This is a genomic window from Streptomyces sp. EDA2-14, assembly GCF_054963755.1.
The window spans coordinates 19529-40880 of the sequence record NZ_JBUEGE010000022.1; the positions used below are offsets into that span (position 1 = coordinate 19529).

A 21352-nucleotide genomic window follows, 5' to 3' on the forward strand; every position below is an offset into this window, starting at 1 on the left:
TTCCTTCGGTGGGGCGGAGGTCGGTGACTAGTGGGTGGCGCCCTCGGTGACGCGCAGGTCCTCGCCGGTCGACGCCGCGGTGAGCAGCATCGCCCGGAGGCCGTGCGCGACCGTCGCCACCGGGAGCGACGCGGCGGAGCCGTCCGTCACCTGTTCCGGGGTCCAGGGCACATGTACGAAGCCGCCCCGGACGTCCGGGAGTTCGGTGGCCAAGAGGTGGGCGAGGCCGTACGCCACGTGGTTGCACACGAAGGTTCCGGCCGTGTTGGAGAGCGCCGCCGGGACCCCGGCCTCCCGCATCGCCGCCACGCACGCCTTCACCGGCAGCGTCGAGAAGTACGCCGCGGGCCCGTCCGGCACCACCGGTACGTCGACGGGCTGGGCCCCGGCGTTGTCGGGGATCCGGGCGTCGTCGACGTTGATCGCCACCCGTTCCACGGTGACGCCCGCCCGGCCGCCCGCCTGGCCGAGGCTGACGACGAGGTCGGGCCGGGCCTCGGTCACGGCGGACCGCAGCGCCGTCAGCGCGTCGCCGAAGACGCACGGCAGCTGGACCGCCGTGACGGCGAGGCCGTCCGGGGGCGCGGCGGCGACGGCCTGCGCCGCCTGCCACGACGGGTTCACGGACTCGCCGCCGAACGGTTCGAATCCGGTGAGCAGAACACGGGTGGTCGACCCGGACATCCAGACCTCCTAGAAGGCGAAGAGCGCCATGATCACGGTGCAGCAGCCGAGCAGCGCGAACCCCGTCGGCAGCTGGGCCTTGATCGGCCCGTACTGGTCCTTCAGTTCGAGGAGCGTCGCCGGGACGATGTTGAAGTTGGCGGCCATGGGCGTGACGAGGGTGCCGCTGAAGCCGGCGAGCATGCCGATCGCGAGGATCGCTACCTCGTTGCCGTGCATCTGCTGGATGAGCACGGGCCAGCCGATCGCCGCGGTCATGACGGGGAACGCGGCGAAGGCGTTGCCCATGATCACGGTGAACAGGAACATGCCGACGCAGTACGCGATCACGGCGAAGTACTTGGAGTTGTCCGGCAGCACCCCGTTCACGATCTTGCCCACCTGGGTGCCGACCCCGGCGACCGCGAAGATCGAGCCGAGGACGGAGAGGAGCTGGGGCAGCATCAGCGCCGAACCCATCGCCTCCAGCATCGAACGCCCCGCGTGGATCGGCGTCGACACCTTCCGCTCGCCGGTGACCAGCATCCCGACGACGAGCGCCACGACGCAGCCGAGGCCGAGCCCGAGGAGCGTGGCCTGGCCGGTCTCGAACAGGCCGGACTCGTCGAGGAAGGAGGCGCAGACGATGGCGACCAGCGGGATGGTGAGCGCCGGTATGAAGAGCTTGTTGCCGAGCCGCGACGCGGATTCCTCGCGCTGCTCCTGCGTGGTCGTGACCGGTACGCCCTTGCCGATGAGGTTGAACCCGGCGAGCACGATGAGCGCGAGGACGGCGACGCCGAGCGGTTCGGCGGGCAGCGCCTTCGAGCCGCCCGCGACCCCGGTGCCGTAGGGGAAGGTCAGTCCGAGCAGTCCCCAGAAGGCCGCCGATGTCCAGCGCTTGGGGTTGCTGCGGTCCATCGCCATCTGCACGGCCATGACGACGAAGACGAACCCGATCAGCCAGTAGAGCCATTCGACCTTGATCACTTCGAGGGCTCCTTCGGCAGCGGAATGTCGTGTTCGGCGACGGCGAGCGCCATCTCGCGCTCCAGCTGCCGGTCGAGGAGGAGCAGCCGGGCGCCGTGGATGACGAAGGCGCACACGGCGAGCGGGATCGCCCAGAGCGCGAGCTGGGTGGGTTCGAGATGCTCGTGGTACGTCGAGTTCACGAAGCCGGTGATCAGCAGGATCGAGCCGATCGCGATGAAGCAGTCCTCGCCGAAGAAGACGCCGACGGTGTCGGCGGACGCCGAGTAGGAGCGCACCTTCTCCCGGAGCTTGTCCGGCAGTACGGCCCCCGCCTTCCGCTCCGCGGCGGCCTCGGCCATCGGCGCGACGAGCGGGCGCACCGCCTGGGCGGGGCCGCCGAGGTTGTTCAGGCCGAAGGCGGCGGTGACCTGGCGGACCAGGAGGTACGCGGTGAGGAAGCGGCCCGCGCTGAGCTTGCCGAGTTTCCCGATCAGGGTGCGGGCCTGCTCGCGCAGGCCGTACCGCTCCAGGAGGCCGATCACCGGCAGCACGATGGCGAAGACGGTGACGGAGCGGCTGTCGGCGAAGGAGGTGCCGAAGGCGGCGAGGATCTCCATCGGATTCATCTTGCCGAGCAGCCCGGTGACGATGCCGGCGACACCGACCACCAGAACGGGATTGCGGCGCGTGACGAATCCGAGGATCACCACGAGCACGCCGAGCAGAACGATCATGCTGCGGCCTTTTCGATGAGGGACGCACTTATGGATGAGGGATGCAGGGACTTTAGGGGATCGTTCAACGATCTAACAAGGGGTTCCGGAATTCGGACGTCCGGGAGGACCGGAAGATTCTCACCCTTGTCGGATCGTTGAACAATCCTCTACGTTGAGCCGGTGATCCAGGACGTCATCGACCTCAATGCCGACCTCGGCGAGGGCTTCGGCCGGTGGACCCTCACCGACGACGAGGCTCTGCTCTCCGTGGTGACCAGTGCCAACGTCGCCTGCGGCTTCCACGCCGGCGACCCCTCCGTGATGCGCCGGGTCTGCGACCTGGCCGCCGAGCGCGGCGTACGGATCGGGGCGCAGGTCTCGTACCGGGACCTCGCCGGATTCGGCCGCCGCGCCATGGACGTCCCGCCGGACGAGCTGGCGGCCGAGGTGGCCTACCAGATCGGGGCGTTGCGGGTGTTCGCCGAGGCGGCCGGGGCCCATGTGTCCTACGTGAAGCCGCACGGCGCGCTCTACAACCGGACCGTACGCGACGAGGAGCAGGCCCGTGCCGTCGTCGAGGGCGTACGGCTCGCGGGCGGCGCGCTGCCCGTGCTGGGACTCCCCGGATCGCAACTGCTGCGTGCGGCCGACGACTTGGGGCTCGCCCCGGTGCGCGAGGCCTTCGCCGACCGCGCCTACACCCCCGAGGGCACCCTCGTGCCGCGCCGCGAGCCGAACGCCGTCGTCGAGGACGCGGACGCCGTGGTGCGCCGGTCCGTCGGTTTCGCGGTGGACGGCGGCGTCGAGGCGGTCGACGGCTCCCATGTCGCCGTCGCCGCACGGTCGTTGTGCGTGCACGGCGACACCCCTGGCGCGGCGGCGATCGCCGCTCGCGTGCGGGTGGCGCTCGAAGGCGCCGGGGTGAAGGTCGGGGCGTTCACGTGAGCGTGGACACGGACACCGGCATGCGCGTACGGGCCGCCGGGCGGCATGCGCTTCTCGTCGAGTTCGCCGACGCCGAGCACGCGGGCGCGTTCCACGCGGAGTTGCTGCGCAGGCGGGGTGCCGGAGCGCTGCCGCCGGTGCGGGAGATCGTGCCGGGCGCGCGGACCGTGCTGCTCGACGGCGTGGCCGAGCCGGAGGCGCTCGCGCGCGGGCTCGGCGAGTGGGATGTGACGTCGGGCGTCGCCGCGGACGGCGACGTGGTGACCATTCCCGTCGTGTACGACGGGCCCGATCTGGCCGAGGTCGCCGAGCTGTGGGGCGTCTCCGAGGAGGAAGTGGCCGCGCGGCACGCCTCGTTCACGTATCGCGTGGCGTTCTGCGGGTTCGCGCCGGGGTTCGGGTATCTGACCGGGCTGCCGGAGGAGTTGCACGTGCCGCGGCGGGCGACGCCGCGTACGCGGGTCCCCGCGGGGTCGGTCGCCCTCGCCGGGCCGTACTCGGCGGTGTATCCGCGGGCTACGCCGGGTGGGTGGCAGTTGATCGGAACGATGCCCGATCCCGGGGTTCTGTGGGATGTGTCGCGGTCGTCCGCGGCGCTTTTGGCTCCCGGTGTTCGGGTTCGTTTCGCCGCGGCGGGGGTGACGTCGCGGGGCGCTGCCCCGGACCCCGCTGCTCAATCGCCGCAGGGGCTTGATGCGGGGCTTGGCCGATGACCGTGAAGATCACCGTCACCCGTGCCGGAGCGCTCACCACCGTGCAGGATCTCGGTCGGCTCGGGTATGCGCACCTGGGGGTTCCCCGGTCCGGGGCGCTTGACGCCGTTGCGCTGCGGATGGCCAATCGGCTTCTCGGGAATCCCGAGGATGCCGCCGTCCTCGAAACCACCCTCACCGGGTGTGCGTTGCGGCCCGATCGCGCTACCAGTTTCGTCGTGGGTGGGGCTCCCTGCCCGGTCACCGTCGACGGTGTGCCCGTGGCCTGGGGTGGCCCCGTGCACGTACCCGCCGGGGCCGTTCTTGACGTGGGGGCGGCCGGTGCGGGAGTGCGGTCGTACGTCGCCGTGGCCGGAGGGTTCGCCGTCGAGGCGGTGCTCGGGAGCCGTGCCACCGATCTGCTCTCGGGGCTCGGGCCCGCGCCGTTGAGCGCCGGGGACGTGCTGCCCGTCGGAGAGGCGCCCGCCACGCGGCCCGCTCTGCCGGTGGCGGCGCCGTGGCCCGCTCCCCCGGCCGAACTGGTCCTGCCGGTGCGGTTCGGGCCGCGCGCGGACTGGTTCACCGAGCGGGCGCGGCGGACGTTCGTCACCGCCACGTACACCGTCTCGGGCAACAGCAACCGGATCGGGCTGCGGACCGAAGGGCCCGCCCTGGAGCGGGAGTCGGACGGCGAGCTGCCCAGCGAGGGCATGGTGCTCGGCGCGGTGCAGGTGCCGCCGGACGGGCGGCCCGTGGTGTTCCTGCACGACCATCCGACGACCGGCGGCTATCCGGTGATCGCCGTGGTGGACGAGGACGCGCTCTGCGCGGCGGCCCAGGCGGCGCCGGGCACACCGCTGCGGTTCACCCTCTAGGTTCCAGGCCTTCGTCCAGGAACTCCCGTACGTGGCCCATGACCTGGTCGCGGTCCGCGCGCACGCCGATCGCCACCGCGATGGAGAAGCCGTCGAGCAGCGCCCGCAGCCGGGTCGCGAAGCGGTCCGGGTCGAGCGGGCGGAACTCGTCGTGCGAGATGCCCTCGGCGAGCAGCGCCACGAGGTCGCGGTGCCAGGCCCCCTCGATGGCTGCCTGGCGCGCGCGCCAGTCGGCGTCGGCGCCGCGCGAGCGGTTGAACACCTCCAGCCACAGCGTCCAGTGCGGGTCGCCCGGCGCGTCCGGCACGTACAGGTCGACGTAGGCGTCGAGGCGCTCGCGCGCCCCTGCCTCGCGGACCAGCAGTTCCCTGCGGCGCGCGCCCAGTCGGCCCTCGCTCCACTCCAGCGTGCGCAGCAGCAGTTCGTCCTTGCTGCCGAAGTGGTAGGCGAGGTGCCCGCTGCTCATGCTGACCTCGCGGCCGAGCGCGGCCAGGGTCAGCCGTTCGAGGCCGTGCTCGGCGATCATCGCCATGGTCGCGGCGAGCACGTCCTCGCGCGGCGGCGCCGGGGTGCGCCGGCGCTGCGTCCCGGTCACCGCTCAGGCCCCCGCGCGCGGCTGCTGCTGGGTGATGCAGTGGATGCCGCCGCCCGCCGCGAAGATCGTGCGGGCGTCGACGAGGGTGACCTTCCGGGACGGGAAGAGCCTGCGGAAGATCGCCGCGGCCTTCTCGTCGTTCGGGTCGTCGAATCCGCACAGGACCACGCCGTCGTTGCAGAGGTAGTGGTTGATGTACGAGTAGTCGACCCAGCCCCCGTCCTCGTCCTTGAGGACGGTCGGCGCGGGGACCTCGACGATCTCCAGGGGCCTGCCCTGCGCGTCCGTCCGGCCGGACAGTACGCCGATGATCTCGCGGCTGACCTCGAAGTCCGGGTGCGCCGGGTCCTGCTGGGAGTGGACGAGGACGACGCCGGGCGCCGCGAAGGCCGCCACGATGTCGACATGTCCACGCGTGCCGAACTCGCCGTAGTCCGCGGTGAGCCCGCGCGGCAGCCAGATCGCCTTGGTCGTGCCGAGCCGGGCGTGGATTTCGGCCTCGACGTCCTCCTTCGCACGGCCCCCGTTGCGGTCGGGGTCGAGCTGGACCGTCTCCGTCAGCAGCACCGTGCCCTCGCCGTCGACGTGGATGCCGCCGCCCTCGTTGACGAGCGCGGTGGAGTGCACCGGTGTGCCCGTGAGGTCGGCGACATGCCGGGCGATCTTGGAGTCGTGCTCCCAGCGGGCCCAGTCCTGGGCGCCCCAGCCGTTGAACGTCCAGTCCACGGCGGCCAGTTCACCGCTTTCGCGCGACTTCACGAACGTGGGGCCGATGTCGCGCATCCACGCGTCGTCCAGCTCACGTTCGGCCAGGTCCACGGACGGGTCGAGGAGCGCCTTCGCGGACTCCAGCTGCCCCGGTCCGACGACCATCGTCACCGGTTCGTGGCGGCGCACGGTGTTCGCGACGGACGCCCACGCGGCCCGCGCCCCGGCCAGTTCGGCCTCGTCGGAGAAGGTCGGGTTGGGGCCCGGCCACGCCATCCACGTGCGCTCGTGCGGGGCCCACTCGGGCGGCATCACATACGTCATGGTCTGATCCCTAGAGGAAGTAGAGGCGGTTGAGGGAGACGGACTCGGCAGGCTCGGAGCGCAGCGGATCGCCGTCGAGGGTGACGAGCCCCGTGCGCTGGTCGACGTCGACGGATCCCGTGCGGGAGTTGAGGCGCAGATCGGCCGGGCCGATGCCGCGGGTACCGCGCACGGCGACGCGGCGCCTGCGGGTGGGCATCGTGTCGTGGCCGTCGTCCACGGCGGCCTGCGCGACGAAGGCGACCGAGAGTTCGGCGGCCGTCGCGCCGTACGCCCCGAACTGCGGGCCGAGCACGAGGGGTTCGCAGGTGTCGGTGGCGGCGTTGGGGTCGCCCACCACCCCGTACGCGGGGAAGCCGGACTTCAGGACGAGCTGCGGCTTCGCGCCGAAGTACTCGGGGGACCACAGCACGATGTCGGCCATCTTGCCGGGCTCCAGGGAGCCGATCTCGTGCGAGAGGCCGTGCGCGACGGCCGGGTTGATGGTCAGCTTCGCCATGTAGCGCAGGACGCGCTCGTTGTCGTGGCCGACGCCGGGGTCGCCGAGCTCGCCCTTCATCTTCCCGGCCATGGCGAACGTACGGCGCACGGTCTCCCCCGCGCGTCCCATGCCCTGCGCGTCCGATGACGTGATGCCGATGGCGCCCAGGTCGTGCAGCACGTCCTCGGCGCCCATCGTCCCGGCGCGGATCCGGTCGCGGGCCATCGCGGCGTCGCCGGGCAGATCCGTCTTGAGGTCGTGGACGGAGACGATCATGCCGTAGTGCTCGGCGACCGCGTCCCGGCCGAACGGGAGGGTGGGGTTGGTGGACGAGCCGATGACGTTCGGGACGCCCGCCATCTTGAGGACGTTCGGTACGTGGCCGCCGCCGCAGCCCTCGATGTGGAAGGCGTGGATCGTGCGGCCTTCGAGGACCTTCAGGGTGTCCTCGACGGACAGGCACTCGTTCAGGCCGTCGCTGTGCAGGGCGACCTGCACGTCGTGCTCCTCGGCGACCCGCAGTGCGGTGTCGAGGGCGCGGGTGTGCGCGCCCATGTCCTCGTGCACCTTGAACCCGCAGGCGCCGCCCTCGGCGAGCGCCTCCACGAGCGGGGCGCCGTCGGAGGACGAACCGCGGCCCAGGAAGCCGATGTTGACCGGCCACGCGTCGAAGGCGGAGAAGGCGTGCTTGAGGGCCCACGGAGAGTTGACCCCGACGCCCCAGACCGGGCCGAACTCCTGGCCGATGATCGTCGTGACGCCGGAGGCGAGCGAGGCCTCCATGATGCGCGGCGACAGCAGGTGCACATGGGTGTCGACGGCTCCGGCGGTGGCGATCATGCCCTCGCCGGAGACGATCGTGGTGCCGGTGCCGACCACGACGTCGACGCCGTCCATCGTGTCCGGGTTGCCCGCCCGCCCGACGGAGTGGATACGGCCCTCGCGGATGCCGATGGACACCTTGCGGATGCCGAGCGCGGCGTCGATCACCACGACGTTGCTGATCACGATGTCGCAGGTGTCGCGGACGGCGGCGGCCTTCAGGTGCAGCCCGTCGCGCGCGGTCTTGCCGAATCCGGCGAGGAACTCGTCCCCGTAGGCCTGGGAGTCGGACTCGACCTTGATGGTGAGCCCCGAGTCCCCGAGCCGGACGCGGTCGCCCGCGCGGGGGCCGTGCGTGCCCGCGTACTCGTACGGGGTCAGTCGGCGGGCTTCGGCGGGGTGGCCTCCGGGGCGGCTCATCGCGCGCTCTCCTCTTCCGTCGTGTCCGGTACGCCGAGGTATCCGCAAGCGGCGGCGCGGCGCAGGGCTTCCTCGCGGGCTCCGGGCGCGTCCAGGGGCCCGTCGACGAGGCCGGCGAACCCGATGGCGATCCGGGCCCCGCCGATCGGCAGCAGGCCGACGTCCTGCGTCTCCCCCGGCCCGAACCGCACGGACGACCCCGCGGGCACCGCGAGCCGCATCCCGTACGCCTTGTCCCGTACGAAGTCCAGGCGCGGGTTGGCCTCGAAGAAGTGGAAGTGGGAGGTGACGGAGACGGGGACGGTCGCCGTGTTGGTGACGGTGAGCGTCAGCACGGGCCGCGGGTCCTCGTGATCGGGCCCCGGCAGCAGGGCGCCGGGGGCTTCGGCGCCCCGGGAGCCCTCCGCCGCGCCGATCGGGTCGCTCACGACCGCGAGCCGCGAACCGTCGTCGAAGACCGCCTCCACGTGCACCTCGGTCACCACGTCGGCGACGCCCGGCAGCACGTCGTCGGGCCCGAGCGCGGAGCGCGCCGCCTCGATCGCCTCGGCCAGCCGCTTCCCGTCGCGGGCCGCCTCGCAGACGGTGTCCGCGATGAGTGCGGTCGCCTCCGGCACGTTGAGCCGCAGTCCGCGGGCCTTGCGGGCCCGCGCGAGCTCGGCGGCGCCGAACAGCAGCAGCCGGTCGCGTTCCGTGGGGGTCAGTCTCACGCCGTCACGCCTCCTCGTCGTTCTTAGAACGCCACTCTAAACCGTATCGGACCGAGTGCCCGGCAGCCGGGTGGAAGTGAGGCGGACGGCATAGAGCGCGATTCCAAGGACAGGGCGGCCACCCGGGTGGGACCATGCGCGCATGACGGAGACCACGAGATCCCCGGCCCGGACGAAGGCGATCCGGGCGGCCAAGTACACCGGCGCCGCGCTCCTGCGCTGCGGACAGGTCCTGCTCATCGTTCTCGGCGCGCTGGGGCAGGCGACCAGGAAGGGCTCGGGCAGCCGGTCGAGCGGGTCCGACGACGGGGAGTGACCGGCCCCGGACATGCGTCGGCCCCCGCCCCGCGAGCGCGGGACGGGGGCCGGTCTTCGGACGCGTGAGGACGCGTGAGGACGCGTGAGGACGCGTGAGGACGCGTGAGGACGCGTGAGCCGGACTAGCCCAGCTCGTGCATCCAGCCGTGCTTGTCCTCGGCCTTGCCGCGCTGGATGTCCAGGAGCGCGTTGCGCAGCTTCATCGTGACCTCGCCGGCCTCGCCGCCGGACTGCTGCCACTCGGCGCCCGCACGCTTGACCGTGCCGACCGGCGTGATGACGGCGGCGGTGCCGCACGCGAAGACCTCGGTCAGCTCGCCCGACTCGGTGTCCGCCTGCCACTCGTCGATGGAGACGCGGCGCTCCTCCGACTCGTAGCCGAGGTCGCGGGCGACCTGGAGGAGCGAGTCACGGGTGACGCCCGCGAGCAGCGAGCCCGACAGGGTCGGCGTGACGATCTTGTTCCCGTAGACGAAGTACAGGTTCATGCCGCCCAGTTCCTCGACCCACTTGTGCTCGACGGCGTCGAGGTAGGCGACCTGGTCGCAGCCCTTCGCGGCGGCCTCGGCCTGCGCGAGCAGGGACGCCGCGTAGTTGCCGCCGGTCTTGGCGTCGCCGACGCCGCCGGGGACGGCGCGCACGCGGTCCTCGGAGAGCCAGATGGAGACGGGCTTCACGCCGCCGGAGAAGTACGCGCCGGCCGGCGAGGCGATGACGACGAAGAGGTACTCGTTGGCGGGCTTCACACCCAGGCCGACCTCGGTCGCGATCATGAACGGACGCAGGTAGAGGGAGTCCTCGCCGCCGTGCGCGGGCACCCACTCCTTGTCCTGCTGGACGAGCAGGTCACAGGCCTCGACGAAGGTCTCGACCGGCAGCTCCGGCATGCCGAGGCGCCAGGCGGAGTGCTGGAACCGCTTGCCGTTCATGTCCGGGCGGAAGGTGGCGACCGAGCCGTCGGGGCGGCGGTAGGCCTTCAGGCCCTCGAAGATCTCCTGCGCGTAGTGCAGGACGTTGGTCGCGGGGTCGAGGGAGAGCGGTCCGTAGGGCACGAGCTGCCCGTCGTGCCAGCCCCGGCCCTCGGTCCACTTGATCGTCACCATGTGGTCGGTGAAGTGGCGGCCGAATCCCGGGTTGGCCAGGATCTCCTCGCGCTCCGCGGCGGACAGCGGGGTGGAGGTGGGCTTGAGCTCGATCGTGGGCGTCGTCATGGTTGCGTGTCCTTCACCGTTGGTTGTGACGGACCGCGTTCACGCCTGCTCTCCCGGTACTAGGAAGTCCGAGCTTCGCCGTACATCGCGGCCCCACGTTCGATTATCGCGCGGGGCGGGGTGTGCTCGAAAACGGACCCTGAGGGGATACGGGTGCGTGAAGCGGCCCATGGGTTGATGGTCGCACCCAGGGGCCGCACGAGAACAGCCGCCGGGCGCGGTGTGCGACCCGGCGGCTGCTGCCGTAATGGTGAGCGCCGGGTCAGCCGGCTACTACTCGGGCGACGAGGGCGTCACCGATCTCGTCGGTGGAACGCACGGCGTCACCGCGCTCGCCGAGGTCCGCGGAAACCGCGGTCTCGATGCGCGCGGCCTCGGCCTCGAAGCCGAGGTGACGCAGGAGGAGGGCGACCGAGAGGATCGTGGCGCTCGGGTCGGCCTTGCCCTGGCCCGCGATGTCCGGGGCCGAGCCGTGCACGGGCTCGAACATGGACGGGAACTCACGGCTCGGGTTGATGTTCCCGGAGGCCGCGACGCCGATGCCGCCGGAGACGGCCGCGGCGAGGTCGGTGATGATGTCGCCGAAGAGGTTGTCGGTGACGATCACGTCGAAGCGCGCCGGGTCGGTGACGAGGTAGATCGTCGCGGCGTCGACGTGGATGTAGTCGGTGGTGACCTCGGGGAACTCCTTGGCCACCTTGTTGAATGTGTTCGTCCACAGGTGTCCCGCGAAGGTCAGCACGTTGTTCTTGTGGACCAGCGTGAGCTTCTTGCGGGGGCGGGCCTGCGCGCGGGCGAAGGCGTCACGGACCACGCGCTCCACACCGAAGGCGGTGTTGACGGAGACCTCGGTGGCGACCTCGTGCTCGGTGCCCTTGCGGATCGTGCCGCCGTTGCCCGTGTACGGGCCCTCGGTGCCCTCGCGGACCACGACGAAGTCGATCTCCGGCTCGCCCGCGAGCGGGGTCGAGACACCCGGAAGGAGCTTCGAAGGACGCAGGTTGACGTGGTGGTCGAACGCGAAGCGGAGCTTCAGCAGGAAGCCGCGCTCCAGGACGCCGGACGGCACCGACGGGTCGCCGATGGCGCCGAGCAGGATGGCGTCGTGCTTCTTGAGGGAGTCGAGGTCGGCGTCGGTGAGGGTCTCACCGGAGGCGTGGTAGCGCTTGGCACCGAAGTCGTACTCCTCGGTCTCCAGCTTCACATCCTGCGGAAGCACGGCGGAGAGGACCTTGAGACCCTGGGCCACGACCTCCTGGCCGATACCGTCACCGGGGATCACTGCGAGATTGATGCTGCGAGACATGTCAGCACCGTACCCCTCCGTCCCATGGGATGACACGACCCGTCCATCATCCGGACAGTCCTCAACGGGCGGGCGGGCCTGGTCTCCTGTCGGCCAGCAGTTGTTCACCCGTATGTCTGGCGGGAGTTGGAAGTTACTGGGAAGTTCTTCCTCATGAGCCCTGCCATGGACACTCCGAACGTCGGCATCCCCGAACATCTCGCCCGACGCCTGAGCATGCCCGAGCAACACGAGTACCTGCGGACGCGGTTCAGCAGGCGCCGCGCCCTGACGGGGGCCGCGGCCACGGTGGGCGGTGCCGCCCTGCTCGGCGGCGGCTCGGCGACGGGCGCGTACGCCGCGCCGCTGCTGCCGACGCGTGCCGCCGCCCGGGTGGACGGCGCCCTCGTCGCCCCCTTCGGCCGGCATCTCGCCTTCGGCGCCGATCCGAAGACGCAGATGCGGGTCTCGTGGCAGGTGCCGTTCGCGGTCGACAACCCGTATCTGCGGGTGGGTCTCAAGCCCTGGGAGCTGAGCCGGAAGATCCCGGCGGAGGTGCGCGCCCTGCACACGCCCTCGCTGTCGAAGAAGCTCCCGGAGGTCGAGCAGCTCTATCTGCACGCGGCGCTCGACAACCTCAAGCCCGGCACGACGTACTACTACGGCGTGGGCCACGACGGCTTCGACCCGGCCGACGCGGAGCGCCTGGGCACGCTCGGCACCTTCCGCACGGCGCCGGCCGCCCCGGAGACGTTCGTCTTCACGGCCTTCGGCGACCAGGGCGTCAGCTACGACGCGCTCGCCAACGACCAGGTGATCCTCGGCCAGAACCCGTCCTTCCACCTGCACGCGGGCGACATCTGCTACGCCGACAGCAGCGGCCACGGCAAGGAGTCGGACACATACGACGCGCGGGTGTGGGACCAGTTCCTCGCGCAGACGGAGTCGGTCGCCAAGTCGGTGCCGTGGATGGTGACGACCGGCAACCACGACATGGAGGCCTGGTACTCCCCCAACGGCTACGGCGGACAGAGCGCCCGCTGGTCGCTGCCCGACAACGGCCCGGACCCGAGGACGGCACCCGGCGTCTACTCCTTCACGTACGGGAGTGTGGGCGTGGTCGCCCTCGACGCGAACGACGTCTCGTTCGAGATTCCCGCCAACAAGGGCTATCTGGACGGGAAGCAGACCGCGTGGCTCGACAAGCGGCTCGGTGAGCTGCGGGCGCGGGACGACATCGAGTTCGTGGTCGTCTTCTTCCACCACTGCGCGTACTCGACGTCGACGCACGCCTCGGACGGCGGGGTGCGCGAGGCCTGGGTGCCGCTGTTCGCCAAGCACCAGGTGGACCTGGTGATCAACGGGCACAACCACGTGTACGAGCGCACGGACGCGATCAAGGGCACGGGGAACGGCGAGGTCGGCAAGCCGGTGCCGGTCGGCGCGTCGACCGATCCGACGCGCGACGGCATCGTGTACGTCACCGCGGGCGGCGCCGGCAAGGACCTCTACGGCTTCGGGCCGGGCGTCAAGGACAGCTACGAGGGCAACGTCGTCGACCGGGAGTCGATCGTCACCTTCCACTGGACGAGGTCACGCCTGCCCGACCCGGACACCGTGGAGTGGTCGCGGGTGCGGTACACCGGCTTCTCGTTCCTCGCGGTGGAGGTGACGAAGGGCCGGATGACGGTGTCGGCGCTGGCCGAGAGCGGCAAGCGCATCGACCACTTCGAAGTGAAGCGGGGGGCCTGAGGTCTCAGTGACCGGTCTCGCCGCCGTTGTCCCTGCGGTCCAGCGCGCGCTGCAGGGCGGCGGCCGCGATCTTGGCGGTCTGGCGGTCGGCTTCGCTCGACGGGGAGTGGTGTCGGACTCGGCGGCGGACGGGCGTCGCAGTGGCCATGAGGGATCGACTCCTTGAGATCCGTGGGACTCCTCGCGCCATGTGCGCAAGGGGATTTCGAGGCGCCGGAAGGGCGGGGAGCGAGGAGCCGCAGGGGTTGCCTGCCAGGTGCTCCGGCTCGCTGCCGCCATTCGCCGGATCGGGCGAGACGTTCGGCTTCTACAAAGCTAGGACAGGTCTCTGATTCTGTCTCCACAATTACTCGGACTTCCTACTATCTGAGACGGACACCACGTCACCGGCCCCACCAGCCTCTTGAACCACATCGGTCACAGGTATGGACGCCTCCGGTGGCGAGGATGCGACGGCCCATGGCGCGTCCGCCGCGCACGCCCCACGATGGGTGCCGAACCGGCCGGGCCGCGGTGGCCCGGCGGGCCCCGGGGAGGGAGTCCCACCATGCGCGTCATCAGCCAGCGCCGACTCGGCGGACCAGAGGTGCTCGAAGTGGTGGAGGTGGAACGGCCCGAACCGCGGGCGGGCGAGGTGCTCGTGCGGGTCCTGGCCGTGGGGGTGAACCCGGTGGACCGGATGGCCCGCACCGGCGCCACGCCGATCTTCGGCGATCCGCCGTTCACGCTCGGCTGGGACGTCTCGGGCGTCGTGGAGTCGGCGGGCCAGGAGGTCACCGAATTCCGGCCGGGCGACGAGGTGTTCGCGATGATCCGGGGCGGCGGCTACGCCGAGTACGTCCTGATCCGCACCGAGCACCTGGCGCCGAAGCCGGGCAACGTCGACCACGTGCACGCGGCGGCGGTCCCCTCGGCGGCGCTCACGTCCTGGCTCGCGCTCGTCGACACCGGGCAGATCGGTCCCGGCCGCCGGGTCCTGATCCATGCGGCGGCCGGCGGCGTCGGCCATGTCGCGGTCCAGATCGCCAAGGCCGAGGGCGCGTACGTCATCGCCACCGCACGCCCCGACAAGCACGACTTCCTGCGCGAACTCGGCGTCGACGAGCCCATCGACTACACGACCACGGACTTCGCCCACTCCCTGCGCGACGTGGACGTGGCCTTCGACCTGATCGGCGGCGACTACGGCCCCCGCACCCTGGTCACCCTGCGCCCCGGTGGGCTGCTCGCCTCGGCGGTGCTCTGGGACCCCGGCGTCACGCAGGAGGACGCCGAGGCCCGCGGCGTCCGCTTCGCCCCGATCTCGGTCCAGCCCTCGGGCCCCACCCTCCGCAAGGCCGCCGCCCTCCTGGCAGCGGGCCGCATCCGCCCCCACGTCTCAGCGGTCCTCCCCTTGGAGGAAGCCGGCAAGGCCCACGAACTGGGCTCCTCGGGCCACACCCAGGGCAAGATCGTCCTGACCGCCTAACTCCTGCCCCGACGGCCGTTCAAGCCCAGGCAATTCAAGCCCGGACAAATCAAGCCCGGGCAATTCAAGCCCCTGCGGCGATTGAGCAGCGGGGTCCGGGGCAGAGCCCCGCGACGTAGGCCGACCGACGCAGAACCGCCCCCGACCGAGGCGAAAACCTCGACCGGGGGCGGCACCGCTGCAGGGGCGTCAGCCCATGTGCGGGTACACGTAGTCCGTCGGCGGAACCAGCGTCTCCTTGATGGCGCGGGTCAGCGTCCACCGCTGCAGGTTCTGCGGCGCACCCGCCTTGTCACACGTACCGGAGGCACGCCCGCCACCGAACGGCTGCTGGCCGACGACCGCACCGGTCGACTTGTCGTTGATGTAGAAGTTGCCCGCGGCGTAGCGGAGCTTCTCCATCGTGTGGGCCGCGGCGGCACGGTCGTTCGCGACGACGGAGCCGGTCAGCGCGTAGTCGGAGGCCGACTCCATCTGCTCCAGCATGGCGTCGTACTGGTCGTCCTCGTAGACGTGGACGGCGAGGAACGGGCCGAAGTACTCGGTGGAGAAGACCTCGTTGGCCGGGTCCGAGCACTCGACGACGGTCGGGCGCACGAAGTAGCCGACGGAGTCGTCGTACGTGCCACCGGCGACGATCGTGCAGGACGCGTCGTCCTTCGCCCGGTCGATCGCGGCCTTGTTCTTGGCGAACGCGCGGTCGTCGATGAGGGCGCCGATGAAGTTCGACAGGTCGGTGACGTCACCCATCTTGATGCCGTCGACCTCGGCCGCGAACTCCTCCTTGAACCCGTCGTTCCAGATGGAAGCCGGGATGTAGGCGCGCGAGGTGGCGGAGCACTTCTGCCCCTGGAACTCGAAGGCACCACGGGTCAGCGCGGTCTTCAGGACGGCGCGGTCGGCGCTCGGGTGGGCGACGACGAAGTCCTTGCCGCCGGTCTCGCCGACGAGCCGCGGGTAGGTGCGGTACTTCTCGATGTTCGTGCCGACCGTCTTCCACAGGTGCTGGAAGGTCTTGGTCGAACCGGTGAAGTGGATACCGGCGAGGTCACGGTGGTTGAGCGCGACGTCCGAGACGGCCAGGCCGTCACCCGTCACCAGGTTGATGACGCCCTTCGGCAGTCCGGCCTCCTCCAGGAGCTGGAGCAGGAGCACGGCGGCGTGGGTCTGCGTCGGGGACGGCTTCCAGACCACCACGTTGCCCATGAGGGCCGGGGCGGTGGGCAGGTTGCCCGCGATGGCCGTGAAGTTGAACGGCGTGATCGCGTAGACGAAGCCCTCCAGCGGGCGGTGGTCCATGCGGTTCCACACGCCGGTGGAGTTCGCCGGCGGCTGCTCGGCGAGCAGGTTGCGGGCGTAGTGGACGTTGAAGCGCCAGAAGTCGATGAGCTCGCAGGGCGTGTCGATCTCGGCCTGCTGGGCGGTCTTCGACTGGCCGAGCATCGTCGAGGCGGCCATCGTCTCGCGCCACTTCGTGGACAGCAGCTCGGCGGCGCGCAGGATGATCGCGGCGCGGTCGTCGAAGGACGTGGCGCGCCAGGCCGGGGCGGCGGCCAGGGCGGCGTCGATCGCGTCCCGGGCGTCCTGCTCGGTGGCGTTGGCGTACGTACCGATGACGGCCTTGTGGTTGTGCGGCTGCACGACGTCGAAGCGCTCGCCGCCACCCATCCGACGCTCACCGCCGATGGTGCAGGGCAGCTCGATCGGGTTCTCGGCCAGCTCCTTGAGCTTGACCTCCAGGCGGGCGCGCTCCGGGGAACCGGGGGCGTAGCCGTGCACCGGCTCGTTGACCGGGGCGGGGACCTGGGTCACGGCGTCGAGGGTCATGGGTCCGTATCTCCTTCGGGGGGTCTGGGAGTTGGGGACGGAACGGGAAGCTTGGTGGGTCAGCCCTTGGTGAGGACCGAGCGGGCGAAGAAGAGGAGGTTGGCCGGCTTCTCCGCGAGGCGGCGCATGAAGTATCCGTACCAGTCGGTGCCGTACGCGGTGTAGACACGCATCCGGTGCCCCTCGGCGGCGAGCCGCAGCTGCTCGTCGCTGCGGATCCCGTACAGCATCTGGAACTCGTACTCGTCCAGCTTGCGCCCGGCCTGCCGGGCGAGCTCCTGCGCGATGGCGACGAGTCGCGGGTCGTGGGACCCGATCATCGGGTACCCGGCACCCTCCATGAGGATGCGCATGATCCGCACGTACGCCTTGTCGATCTCGGCCTTGTCCTGGTACGCGACCTCGGCGGGCTCCTTGTAGGCGCCCTTCACGATGCGGACGCGGCTGCCGGCGGCGGCCAGGCGGCGGGCGTCGTCCTCGGTGCGGAAGAGGTAGGCCTGGATGACGCAGCCGGTCTGCGGGAAGTCCTTCCGCAGCTCCTCGTGGATCGCGAACATCGAGTCGAGGGTGGTGTGGTCCTCGGCGTCGAGGGTGACGGTGGTGCCGATCTCGGCGGCGGCCTCGACGACGGGGCGGACATTGGCGAGGGCCAGCTCGTGGCCGCCGTCCAGCGCCTGTCCGAACATCGAGAGCTTCACGGACATCTCGGCCTTCGTGCCGAGGCCCAGCGCCTTGAGGCGCTCGATCAGCTGCAGGTAGGCGTCCCGCGCGAGGTGCGACTGCTCGACGGTGGTGATGTCCTCACCGACGACGTCGAGCGTGACCTCCAGGCCCTTGGCGGCGGCGTCCTCGATGATCGGCACGACCTGGTCGACCGACTCACCTGCGATGAAGCGGTCGACGACCTGCTTGGTGCCCGGCGCCGCCGACACGAAGTCGCGCATCTTGCCGCTGCGCGACGCGGCGAGGATCAAGGGAGCCAGCACGGGGCACCTCCACTGAGACAAGAGTTGAGATATGGGCTGTTCCACCGCAAAGCGGGAACAGCACGTGGAACCACCGTGAAATCTAAGGATCCCTCCGATCCTGTGCCATCGACACCTGTCACGCATCTGTGGCCGCCGCCTCAGACATCTGTATGAAGGGGCGCGTGTGGTGCGGGAGAATGGTGGGGTGAAAGGTGATTACCAGGAACTGGTCGACGAGATCTCGGCGCTGCTCGGTGCCCCGGCGACCCTGGAGAACCGGGACTTCCGACTCATCGCGTTCGGGGCGCAGGTCACCGACAGCGACACCGAGTTCGACGAGTCGGCGCTCGACCCGGTGCGCACGCGGTCGATCCTGACCCGCAGCTCGACGCCTGCCGTCCGGACCTGGTTCGAGGGCTTCGGCATCGCGAGCGCCAAGTCCCCGGTCCGGATCCCGGCGACCCCGGAGGCCGGCGTCTACCGCGGCCGTATCTGCCTGCCCGTACGCCATCACGGTTTCGTCCTCGGCTACGTATGGCTGCTCGACGACGAACCGGGTCCCACGGACGAGCAGCTCGATGCCGCGATGGAGGTGACGGGCCGGATCGGCGCGCAGCTCGCCGACGAGGCGCAGGCGGGCGCGGACCTGACCCGCGAGTTCCACTCCGTGCTCACGGCGGAGCGGGGCTGGCAGCGGGACATGGCGGTGGCGGCGCTGCGCACGGCGCTCGGCAGCCGGGCGCAGGGCCTGCACACGGTGGTGTGTGTCGCGCCGTGGCCCTCGGCCGACCCGGACGAGGCGCCGTCGGTGCGGACGATCCCGGCGGCGGACGCGCTGTGCACGGTGCCGTGGGGTGCGACGGGCCAGTGTCTCGCCCTGCTGGTGCGGCTGCGTTCGCGGGAGGCGCTCACGCCCGCGCTGACGGCGGCGGCGAAGCTGCGGGGGCGGGCGGGTTCCCCGGTGGCGGCGGGGGTCGGCGCCGCGCGCGACGACCTCGCCGAACTGGCCGCGGCCTGGCAGGAGGCGACGGCCGCGGCGCGCGCCGCGCTCGCCGACCCGGGCCTCGGCCCGGACGCACAGTGGTCCTCGATCGGCCCGTACCGGCTGCTGACGGCGCTGCCCGCGGAGGCCGCGCACGACCCTGCGGTGTCCCCGCTGCTGGCGCCCGCGCACCGCCAACTGGCGCGCACCGCCGAGGTGTTCCTCGACTGCGCGGGCCAGGCGGGCCGCACCGCGGCCGCCCTCGGCATCCACCGCCAGACGCTGTACTACCGCCTCTCCCGCGTCGAACAGCTCACCGGCCTCGACCTGGACGAGGGCGAGGACCGGCTGCTGCTGCACATGGGGCTGAAGGCGTCACGGCTGTGACGGGGGCTGCGCGGCGGTCATCAGCCGCCGCACCCCCTCGGTGAGCTCCTCGGCGCTCGGCGCGCTCTCGGGGTCGAGCATGTACTGGGCGATGACCCCGGTCATCAGCGTCATGTAGAACTTCCCGAGCGTGTCGACGCTCGGGTGGTCGGCGGGCGGTTCCTCGCCGCCCATGAACATGGGGATGACGCCGCGCCCGCCCTCGGTCTGGGCCTTCGCCACGATCTCCCGCACGCCGGGCAGCTTGTCCCCCATGACGACCAGCTCCATGCCCAGGTGCCACATGGAGCCGGGCTTGCCCATGCTCTCGATGACGTTGCCCCACACCTCCTGGAAGCGCTCCAGGGAGCCGGGCGGAGCCGAGAGGCCTCCCTGGTCGAAGACGTCGGCCGACTGCTCGACCAGCTCCAGATAGGCCTGCGCCAGCAACGCGTCCTTCGACCCGTAGTGGTAGCCGATCGACGCCAGGTTCGCCCCGGACTCCTTGACGATGTCGCGCGCGGTCGTGCGCACGAACCCCTTCTCCAGCAGGCAGCGCTTGGCGCCTTCGAGCAGATCCTCACGGTGTCCCATGCGCCCACCCTACCCAGACTTCAGACGACCGTCTTATACAAACGTTCTAGACAAGCGTCTAAGACGCTCGTACAGTCCCTTCCATGACGCAGACGACGCGCACGACTCCGTGGACGGCCTTCACCGTCCTGATGCTTCCGCTGCTCCTGGTCTCGATGGACGTCTCCGTGCTCTACTTCGCGGTCCCGGAGATCAGCCAGGAACTGCACACGACCGCCACCCAGCAGCTCTGGATCTTCGACATCTACGGATTCGTGCTGGCGGGCCTGCTGCTGACCATGGGCTCCCTCGGCGACCGGATCGGCCGCCGCAAGCTGCTCCTGTTCGGCGCCGCCGCCTTCGGCGCGGCCTCCGTCCTCGCGGCGTACGCGCCGAGCGCCGAGGCGCTGATCGCGGCCCGCGCGCTGCTCGGGGTCGGCGGGGCGACGCTGATGCCGTCCACCCTCGGCATCGTCCGCTCGCTGTTCACCGACGACGCCAAGCGCGCCAAGGCGATCGGCATCTGGTCGGGCGCGATGGCCGGCGGTGTCGCGCTCGGCTCGGTGATGTCGGGGCTCCTCCTGGAGCACTTCTGGTGGGGCTCGGTCTTCCTGGTGAACGTCCCGGCGATGCTGCTCCTGCTGGTGGTCGGCCCGCTCCTGCTGCCGGAGAGCCGCGACCCCAATCCCCCGGCCCGCTTCGACCTGTTGTCGGTGCCGCTGTCGATGGCGACCGTGCTGCCCGTCGTCTACGGCCTCAAGCAGATCGCCGCCGAGGGCTTCGAGGTGCGCTATCTGCTGGTCGTGGCCGCGGGCCTCGCCTTCGGCGCCCTGTTCGTCCGCCGCCAGCGCACGGTCCCGTACGCGATGCTCAGCCGCTCACTCTTCGCGCAGCGGCTCTACTCGGCCGGAGTCGCGCTCAACACCCTGGTGATGTTCGCGATGATGGGCTCGGCGTTCTTCACCACGCAGTACCTGCAGTCGGTCCTCGGCTACGAGCCGTTGAAGGCCGCCCTGTGGTCGCTGGCCCCGTCCCTGCTCATCGGCGGCGTCGCGCCCCTCGCGGCCTCGCTGGCCCAGCGGATCCAGAAGCGGTACGTGGTCGCCTCCGGGTTCCTCGTCTCGGCGGCCGGGTTCGGGCTGATGTCCCTGGCGGGGACGGACTCCCTGGTGCTCGTCCTCGCCGGGGCGGCGCTGATCGGCTGCGGCGTGGTCACCGTCTCCTCCGTCGTCAGCGATCTGGCGCTGAGCGCCGCCCCCGTGGACAAGGCCAGCACGGCGGGCTCGCTCCTGGAGACCGGGCAGGAGTTCGGCGGCGCGCTGGGGATGGCGGTCCTCGGCTCGGTCGGCACCGCGGTCTTCCAGGCGGGCCTGCCCGCGGGCGCACCCGAGACCCTCGGCGAGGCGATCACCGTCCCCGCTCTGGTCGACACCGCCCGCACCGCCTTCGTGGACGGCATGTCCTGGGCCTCGTACACCGCGATCTTCGTACTCCTCGTGGGCGCGCTGCTCGCCGTACGACTGCTGCGGACGCGGCGGGACGCGGCGGTGGCCGAATCCGCCGGGAAGACGGCCGGCTTGGAGCCGATCGCCTGATCCGGCCCGCACAGAAGGTCACGCAAAAGGTCACCCAAAAGGTCACGCAAAAGGTCACGCAAAAGGCGGCCGCCCCGTACGAAG

The 21352-nt window shown here is 71.0% G+C and carries 21 protein-coding genes; 8 read left to right on the forward strand and 13 right to left on the reverse strand.

Features of this window, described 5'->3' with window-relative positions:
• Positions 1–27: 27 nt before the first annotated feature.
• The 3 genes from pcp to ACY34M_RS35310 are packed head-to-tail and all read right to left on the reverse strand — an operon-like array spanning position 28 to position 2369.
• On the reverse strand, positions 28–684 hold the full coding sequence (gene pcp, locus ACY34M_RS35300) for a pyroglutamyl-peptidase I (protein ID WP_462722597.1): 657 nt from the start codon (positions 682–684) through the stop codon (positions 28–30).
• 9 nt (positions 685–693) lie between these two features.
• Complete coding sequence (locus tag ACY34M_RS35305; RefSeq protein WP_462722596.1) at positions 694–1653, reverse strand: DUF979 domain-containing protein; 960 nt, start codon at positions 1651–1653, stop codon at positions 694–696.
• A complete protein-coding gene (locus ACY34M_RS35310) occupies positions 1650–2369 on the reverse strand; it encodes a DUF969 domain-containing protein (RefSeq protein ID WP_462722595.1) in 720 nt (239 codons plus the stop codon). Before ACY34M_RS35310 ends, ACY34M_RS35305 begins: the two co-directional genes overlap by 4 nt.
• 162 nt (positions 2370–2531) lie before the next feature.
• On the opposite strand from ACY34M_RS35310, the gene ACY34M_RS35315 reads away from it, so the two are divergent.
• The 3 genes from ACY34M_RS35315 to ACY34M_RS35325 are packed head-to-tail and all read left to right on the forward strand — an operon-like array spanning position 2532 to position 4863.
• On the forward strand, positions 2532–3296 hold the full coding sequence (locus ACY34M_RS35315) for a LamB/YcsF family protein (protein WP_462722594.1): 765 nt from the start codon (positions 2532–2534) through the stop codon (positions 3294–3296).
• 20 nt (positions 3297–3316) lie between these two features.
• Positions 3317–4009, forward strand: a complete 693-nt coding sequence (locus ACY34M_RS35320; protein ID WP_462722621.1) for a 5-oxoprolinase subunit B family protein — start codon at positions 3317–3319, stop codon at positions 4007–4009.
• The gene (locus tag ACY34M_RS35325; protein WP_462722593.1) at positions 4006–4863 is read left to right on the forward strand and encodes a 5-oxoprolinase subunit C family protein; all 858 of its coding nucleotides are present in this window, start codon (positions 4006–4008) and stop codon (positions 4861–4863) included. Before ACY34M_RS35320 ends, ACY34M_RS35325 begins: the two co-directional genes overlap by 4 nt.
• Here ACY34M_RS35325 and ACY34M_RS35330 read toward each other — a convergent pair.
• From ACY34M_RS35330 to ureA, 4 genes are read right to left on the reverse strand one after another with little or no spacing between them, the layout of a single operon-like run.
• Positions 4853–5458: a TetR/AcrR family transcriptional regulator gene (locus ACY34M_RS35330; RefSeq protein ID WP_462722592.1), complete on the reverse strand. Its 606-nt coding sequence runs from the start codon at positions 5456–5458 to the stop codon at positions 4853–4855. The two genes, ACY34M_RS35325 and ACY34M_RS35330, sit on opposite strands and share 11 nt — an antisense overlap.
• A 3-nt stretch (positions 5459–5461) precedes the next feature.
• Positions 5462–6490 carry an agmatine deiminase family protein gene (locus ACY34M_RS35335; protein ID WP_462722591.1) on the reverse strand — a complete coding sequence of 343 codons (1029 nt, stop codon included), beginning with the start codon at positions 6488–6490 and terminating at the stop codon, positions 5462–5464.
• Positions 6491–6500: 10 nt separating this feature from the next.
• The gene (locus tag ACY34M_RS35340; RefSeq protein WP_462722590.1) at positions 6501–8213 is read right to left on the reverse strand and encodes an urease subunit alpha; all 1713 of its coding nucleotides are present in this window, start codon (positions 8211–8213) and stop codon (positions 6501–6503) included.
• The gene (gene ureA / locus ACY34M_RS35345; RefSeq protein ID WP_462722589.1) at positions 8210–8923 is read right to left on the reverse strand and encodes an urease subunit gamma; all 714 of its coding nucleotides are present in this window, start codon (positions 8921–8923) and stop codon (positions 8210–8212) included. Before ureA ends, ACY34M_RS35340 begins: the two co-directional genes overlap by 4 nt.
• Before the next feature lie 142 nt (positions 8924–9065).
• Between ureA and ACY34M_RS35350 the strand changes: the two genes are divergently transcribed.
• On the forward strand, positions 9066–9239 hold the full coding sequence (locus ACY34M_RS35350) for a hypothetical protein (RefSeq protein ID WP_462722588.1): 174 nt from the start codon (positions 9066–9068) through the stop codon (positions 9237–9239).
• Between the two features lie 124 nt (positions 9240–9363).
• Here the strand turns inward: ACY34M_RS35350 and ACY34M_RS35355 are convergent, their stop codons facing one another.
• Together ACY34M_RS35355 and ACY34M_RS35360 are read right to left on the reverse strand one after the other, a co-directional pair.
• Positions 9364–10452: a branched-chain amino acid aminotransferase gene (locus tag ACY34M_RS35355; protein WP_462722587.1), complete on the reverse strand. Its 1089-nt coding sequence runs from the start codon at positions 10450–10452 to the stop codon at positions 9364–9366.
• A gap of 262 nt (positions 10453–10714) precedes the next feature.
• Complete coding sequence (locus ACY34M_RS35360; RefSeq protein ID WP_462722586.1) at positions 10715–11758, reverse strand: 3-isopropylmalate dehydrogenase; 1044 nt, start codon at positions 11756–11758, stop codon at positions 10715–10717.
• A gap of 165 nt (positions 11759–11923) precedes the next feature.
• Here ACY34M_RS35360 and ACY34M_RS35365 point away from each other — a divergent pair, with 165 nt between their 5' ends.
• A complete protein-coding gene (locus ACY34M_RS35365) occupies positions 11924–13489 on the forward strand; it encodes a purple acid phosphatase family protein (RefSeq protein WP_462722585.1) in 1566 nt (521 codons plus the stop codon).
• 4 nt (positions 13490–13493) lie between these two features.
• Here the strand turns inward: ACY34M_RS35365 and ACY34M_RS35370 are convergent, their stop codons facing one another.
• A complete protein-coding gene (locus ACY34M_RS35370; RefSeq protein ID WP_462722584.1) occupies positions 13494–13637 on the reverse strand; it encodes a hypothetical protein in 144 nt (47 codons plus the stop codon).
• A 399-nt stretch (positions 13638–14036) separates the two neighbouring features.
• Between ACY34M_RS35370 and ACY34M_RS35375 the strand changes: the two genes are divergently transcribed.
• The gene (locus ACY34M_RS35375; protein ID WP_462722583.1) at positions 14037–14957 is read left to right on the forward strand and encodes an NADP-dependent oxidoreductase; all 921 of its coding nucleotides are present in this window, start codon (positions 14037–14039) and stop codon (positions 14955–14957) included.
• Between the two features lie 189 nt (positions 14958–15146).
• Here ACY34M_RS35375 and pruA read toward each other — a convergent pair whose 3' ends face one another.
• Both pruA and ACY34M_RS35385 read right to left on the reverse strand, forming a co-directional pair.
• Positions 15147–16784, reverse strand: a complete 1638-nt coding sequence (gene pruA, locus ACY34M_RS35380) for an L-glutamate gamma-semialdehyde dehydrogenase (RefSeq protein ID WP_462722582.1) — start codon at positions 16782–16784, stop codon at positions 15147–15149.
• A gap of 59 nt (positions 16785–16843) precedes the next feature.
• Positions 16844–17770: a proline dehydrogenase family protein gene (locus ACY34M_RS35385; RefSeq protein ID WP_462722581.1), complete on the reverse strand. Its 927-nt coding sequence runs from the start codon at positions 17768–17770 to the stop codon at positions 16844–16846.
• A gap of 187 nt (positions 17771–17957) precedes the next feature.
• Here ACY34M_RS35385 and ACY34M_RS35390 point away from each other — a divergent pair, with 187 nt between their 5' ends.
• Entirely contained in the window at positions 17958–19121 is a 1164-nt protein-coding gene (locus ACY34M_RS35390) for a PucR family transcriptional regulator (RefSeq protein WP_462722580.1), read from the forward strand.
• Here the strand turns inward: ACY34M_RS35390 and ACY34M_RS35395 are convergent.
• Positions 19110–19694: a TetR/AcrR family transcriptional regulator gene (locus ACY34M_RS35395; RefSeq protein WP_462722579.1), complete on the reverse strand. Its 585-nt coding sequence runs from the start codon at positions 19692–19694 to the stop codon at positions 19110–19112. The two genes, ACY34M_RS35390 and ACY34M_RS35395, sit on opposite strands and share 12 nt — an antisense overlap.
• A gap of 83 nt (positions 19695–19777) precedes the next feature.
• Here ACY34M_RS35395 and ACY34M_RS35400 point away from each other — a divergent pair, with 83 nt between their 5' ends.
• Positions 19778–21268: an MFS transporter gene (locus tag ACY34M_RS35400; RefSeq protein ID WP_462722578.1), complete on the forward strand. Its 1491-nt coding sequence runs from the start codon at positions 19778–19780 to the stop codon at positions 21266–21268.
• The last annotated feature ends 84 nt before the right edge of the window (positions 21269–21352 follow it).